At 56.8% G+C, this 4,428-nt stretch carries 4 protein-coding genes; 1 reads left to right on the top strand and 3 read right to left on the bottom strand.

Annotation, left to right across the window (positions count from 1 at the left end; genetic code table 11):
- The coding region (locus B3520_RS05145; protein WP_349678475.1) for a sialidase family protein at positions 1-1,181 on the top strand (1,181 nt) is incomplete at its 5' end.
- 65 nt (positions 1,182-1,246) lie between these two features.
- On the opposite strand, the gene B3520_RS05140 is transcribed toward B3520_RS05145, so the two are convergent.
- The 3 genes from B3520_RS05140 to B3520_RS05130 all read right to left on the bottom strand — a co-directional run.
- The gene (locus tag B3520_RS05140) at positions 1,247-3,352 is read right to left on the bottom strand and encodes a cellulase family glycosylhydrolase (RefSeq protein WP_286806243.1); all 2,106 of its coding nucleotides are present in this window, start codon (positions 3,350-3,352) and stop codon (positions 1,247-1,249) included.
- A gap of 314 nt (positions 3,353-3,666) precedes the next feature.
- Positions 3,667-3,975: a hypothetical protein gene (locus B3520_RS05135; RefSeq protein ID WP_286806244.1), complete on the bottom strand. Its 309-nt coding sequence runs from the start codon at positions 3,973-3,975 to the stop codon at positions 3,667-3,669.
- Positions 3,972-4,428 (bottom strand): tetratricopeptide repeat protein (locus B3520_RS05130; RefSeq protein ID WP_286875557.1); only part of this gene is annotated, 457 nt, incomplete at its 5' end. The genes B3520_RS05135 and B3520_RS05130, both read right to left, overlap by 4 nt.

Here is a 4,428-nt window from a genome sequence, read left to right as displayed (position 1 = left end):
AGACGCTTGTGGCTGGCGTGGTGTGGCTGTTGGCAATAACGGGTTGTGCCGGGCCGGAATCGGTACCGTCGGAAGACAGGCGGAGCGCGCCGCTGGTATTGGCACCGGGTGTTTTTGATGCTGAACAACCCGATACCCTGGGACTGTCGTTCGCCTCCGGCCGACAAACCTTTACGGTGTATCGTCCTGGCCCGGAGGACTACCGTTACAACCACGGCGCGGTGGTCATGAGCTTCCAGGGTAGGCTTTACGCTCAGTGGCAAAGCTCTCGACGGGATGAAGACGCACCGGAAACCGAGATCCGCTATGCGATCAGTCCGGATCAGGGCGCGAGCTGGAGTCGCCCAAAGACGCTGGCATTGCCCCGAAAAGACGCCACCATCACCAACGGTGGCTGGTGGGTGAGTGGCGATCAATTGGTGGCCTACATCAACGTATGGCCTCATGATGCTGAGCCACGCGGTGGCTTTGTGGAGTACGTTTCCAGCGCTGACGGTGAACACTGGAGTGAACCCCGGCGAGTGATGACCCGCGCGGGCAAACCATTGAACGGCATCCTGGAGCAGGACCTTCGAGCACTCCCTGGGGGGCGTATCCTCACCACCGTACACGAACAGCCCGGGCTGATTGCCACGCCCTGGTTCACCGATGATCCCAGTGGCGTGTCGGGCTGGCAGCGGGGTGAGTTGCCCAATCTGGCGCACGAGCCGGATATCACCCGGGAGCTCGAGCCCAGCTGGTATCGCCGTGGCGATGGCCGCATTGTGATGACTTTCCGCGATCAACAGAGCAGCTTCCGAATTCTGGCAGCAGAAAGTCGTGACCGGGGGGCGAGCTGGACGCAACCGGTGATCACCAACTTTCCCGATTCAAGGGCCAAGCAGAGCGCTGGTAACTTACCGGACGGTTCGGCGTTTATTGTCAATAATCCCAGCGGAAACAAAACCCGGATTCCGCTGACAATAGCGGTGAGCAAAGAAGGGCAGCGTTTTGATCGGGCCTGGCTGGTGCGCGCCGGCGGAGCGGACCTGCAGCCTTGGCGGTACGAGGGAAAGTATAAACGGGCGGGTTACAGCTATCCGAAAAGCTACGTAGACGAAGAGTTTGTTTATGTCGCCTACGCGACCAACAAGGAAGATATCGAAATCACCCGAATACCCATCGGATCTTTGGCTCCTTAAGCGCAAAAAAATCCCCGGGTGGTGAGCCGCCCGGGGATTTTTTCAAGGCTTCAGAAAAACCGGAATCAGATGCCCCACAGGCGGCGCAACATGTCCCACTTCTCCTGTTCGAAGCCTTCCCACTGACCCCAACCACTTTCATTGGAGACCGGGTCGTACGCGTGCTCGTACAGACCACCGGTATCTTCCGATTCGGGGTTGGTGGACCAGTAGCAGCCCTGAATGTCCTTCTCGATCATGTAGTCGACCAGGGTATTCTGCCACTGCATGTCGATACCGGGCTCGACGTGACTCCAGGCTTCACGATGGCGCGGTGGCGCATCGGCGGGCCAGTTTCTATGACCGCCGAACTCACCGATGATCATCGCGTAACCCTGGTCACGCAGATACCCGAAGTGTTCATCCCAACCGGCCTCCAGGCGCTGAGGGTCAATAACAATGTTACAACCGGCTTCGGCCGCTTCGATATCTTCAAGGCCTTCACACTCGGGTTGCGCCGGATCCATGAACTGACGCTGGACAAATACCGACGGACCGTAGGTGTGCGGAGAAAGAATCAGGCGCTCCTTGGGAATATCCAGCGGTGCGTCCGCGAAGGGGAAGAAGTTTTCACCCCAATTGGGGTTGGAGTCTTCATCGCCGTGAGGCACTTCGTCACCGGCACTGGTTGAGGTAGCGATGCCTTCAACCATGATCAGAACATCGTCGTTAACCTCGGCAATGGCCTGGTAGGCATTTTCTGACAGACGCTTCCACTCGGCCCAGGTGTAATCCCAGGGCTCATTGAAAATGTCGATGGCCATGATGTTATCGACACCCAACTGCTCGGACAGACCGGCGATTTCCCGGAGATCTTCAAGCCACAGCTCTTCGTTGTAAAGATCGACCTGTACGTTCGGGTCGTCTACCGGGCCGCAGGAATAACCTTCGCGCTTGAACTCATAGTTCTCGCGTTCCGCGTCGGCGTAAGGTGGTGTGGCATCCAGCCGGCCCGCGCGCCAGCCCACGTAATTGGAGCAGGAGTGAATGTCGATGATTACGTTGATGCCGTTATCGTCGGCCTGGACAATGAAATCTTCCAGCGCCTGACGGGCATTTTCCTGACGGACCGACTCGTGGTTTTTCAGTACGCCACCCTCGCGAATGTCACCGATACCCTGGGGATCGTTCGGATCCAGGGTCTGCGGCGCAATGGGCAGACGGATGGTATTGATCCCTTGAGCGGTAATCTCGTCCATGGTCTGCTGGATGGTCCGGCCGGAATCGACCCACCACATGTTGCCGACATACAGCTCCATGGGAGCACCGTCGGCGTTGTTTTCGGCATCGGCAGGCTCGTGTTGGCCTTCAAGACCAAACCATGCAGAACACTGCACCGGGAAGGCGTCACCGTTCTGGGTGATCTGACCGGTTTCGTCAACACGGAACACACCGCCCGCATCCGGCGTGCTGCTGGACGAGCTGGATGAGGAGGAGCTTTCGCTGCTGGATGAGCTCTCACTACTGGACGAACTCTCACTGCTGGAACTGGAAGAGGAGCTGCTGCTTCCGCCATCGACCGGGCCGTAGGGATCGGGCTGGTCGCTACAGGTGGTCAGGCCGATACAGCTCTGGTTGTCTTCCCAGCCCCAGCCGTTGTCCTGACTGTCACAGAGCGGGTAGAGCGTGCCATACCAATCACACTGTTGACCCGTGGCGCCGTCGTCACTGGATGAAGAGCTGGAACTTTCACTGCTGGAGCTCTCACTGCTGGAGGAACTGGACGAGCTGGAAGAGCCCCCACCGGTGCAGACGTCACCCGACAGTTCCGGACGCTCAATGGCGCCGCCGTTGGCATCAATCTGCATGCCGAACTCAACGGTCTGACCCGGTTGAATCGTGCCATTCCAACCCAGGTCGGTCGCCGTATAGGGGTTGCTGCCCGATACCTGCGCGTTCCAGCTGTTGGTGACCCGGTTGTTGTCGTAGGTCCAACTGACGTCCCAGCCATTGACGGCGGTGGTGCCGTTATTGGTGATCTCAACGGTGGCTGTGGCACCGCTGCCCCACTCGTTGCTGACAACGTATTCGCAATTTGCCGATTGAGCCATGGCACCCTGTCCCGCCATCGCAAGGCCAAGGCCCAGCATGGCGGCGTAAATGCCATTACGCTTTTGTGTTGTGCTTATCATTTGTAGTTTTCTCCTGGTGTTGCTGAACGGAAAGCAGGCAGCGTGCCCGTTATTGTTATATGGCACGCACCTGTCGCCTTGATTGCCTTTGGTCGTTATGACCATAAGGTGCAGGAGATGGTAGCTCAAAATAAAAAGAGACAAATGACTGTCTGCTCGGTTTATGACGTATTACTTTTTTTTATTATCCTTAGCGCTTAATGAACGAGACTGTTATTAGGAATTGCAATCCGTTGTCGTTCAAATATTTGTTGTGATGATTTAAATTTTCCGAAATAAGCAACGCCTTTTTAATCATTTATGACGCAAGAATATTAATCGTTGTGTTGGGCGTCGCGATCTTCACTGTCGTCCGATTGTTCTTTCGTCTCACGGGGTAAAAGCGGATCGTAGTAATCCGCAAACAAATCGGGAATCAGGATTTTTCGCTCGCCGGATCTGTCGCTCAGCTCGGTATCGCGCCAGGGAATAATGTACAGAAGCTTGGGTAGCTCCCGATTGGAACGGATGCGCGTCGCCTCCATTTCGATTTCGATGCGTGGGCTGTCCTGGGCCGGAACCGGCGAGCTGACCACCAGGAGTGGCAGTAAGCCGGTCAGGAGAGTGAACAGGCGGTACTTCATCCGGCGTGCTCCCGATGTTGTTGACGTTTGAGCGCATTTTTCAACTGTTCGAGCCAGGCGGTCGTGGCGTCGTCCGGCTCCTCGATCAACGCGAGATAGTTCTGGTAGTGATCAATGGCTCGCTCAAGGTCCTGGTAGTAAGTATCGTATATAAGCGCCAGGTTGTAGTGCGCGTCGGGATAGTCGGACTCCAGAGCCACTATCCTTTTGAACAGCCGCTCAGCCGATTGTGGTTGATCGGCATTCAGCGCCAGAATGCCGGACAGATTCAACGCTGGAATGCTGTCTGGGTTCAGTTCGCGGGCCCGTGCCAGCGCCTGATCCCGTAATTCCGATTTCTCTAAACGGTGATACAGCGTGGCCAGGTTGGCCCAGAGCTCCGGATGGTGAGGCCGCTGTTCGATCAGTTGTTCCAGAATGTTCGCCGCCGCATCGTAGCCTCCAGTGGCCGCC

Source organism: Marinimicrobium sp. UBA4509, assembly GCF_002388575.1.
GTDB lineage: Bacteria > Pseudomonadota > Gammaproteobacteria > Pseudomonadales > Cellvibrionaceae > Marinimicrobium > Marinimicrobium koreense.
Note: the sequence above shows the minus strand (reverse complement) of the source record. Positions and strands in the feature narration are given on the sequence as shown.

Bases quoted from the DNA above. Each gene is read 5' to 3' on its own strand.
- B3520_RS05140 (WP_286806243.1), bottom strand. From the start codon at position 3,352: ATGATAAGCACAACACAAAAGCGTAATGGCATTTACGCCGCCATGCTG.
- B3520_RS05135 (WP_286806244.1), bottom strand. From the start codon at position 3,975: ATGAAGTACCGCCTGTTCACTCTCCTGACCGGCTTACTGCCACTCCTG.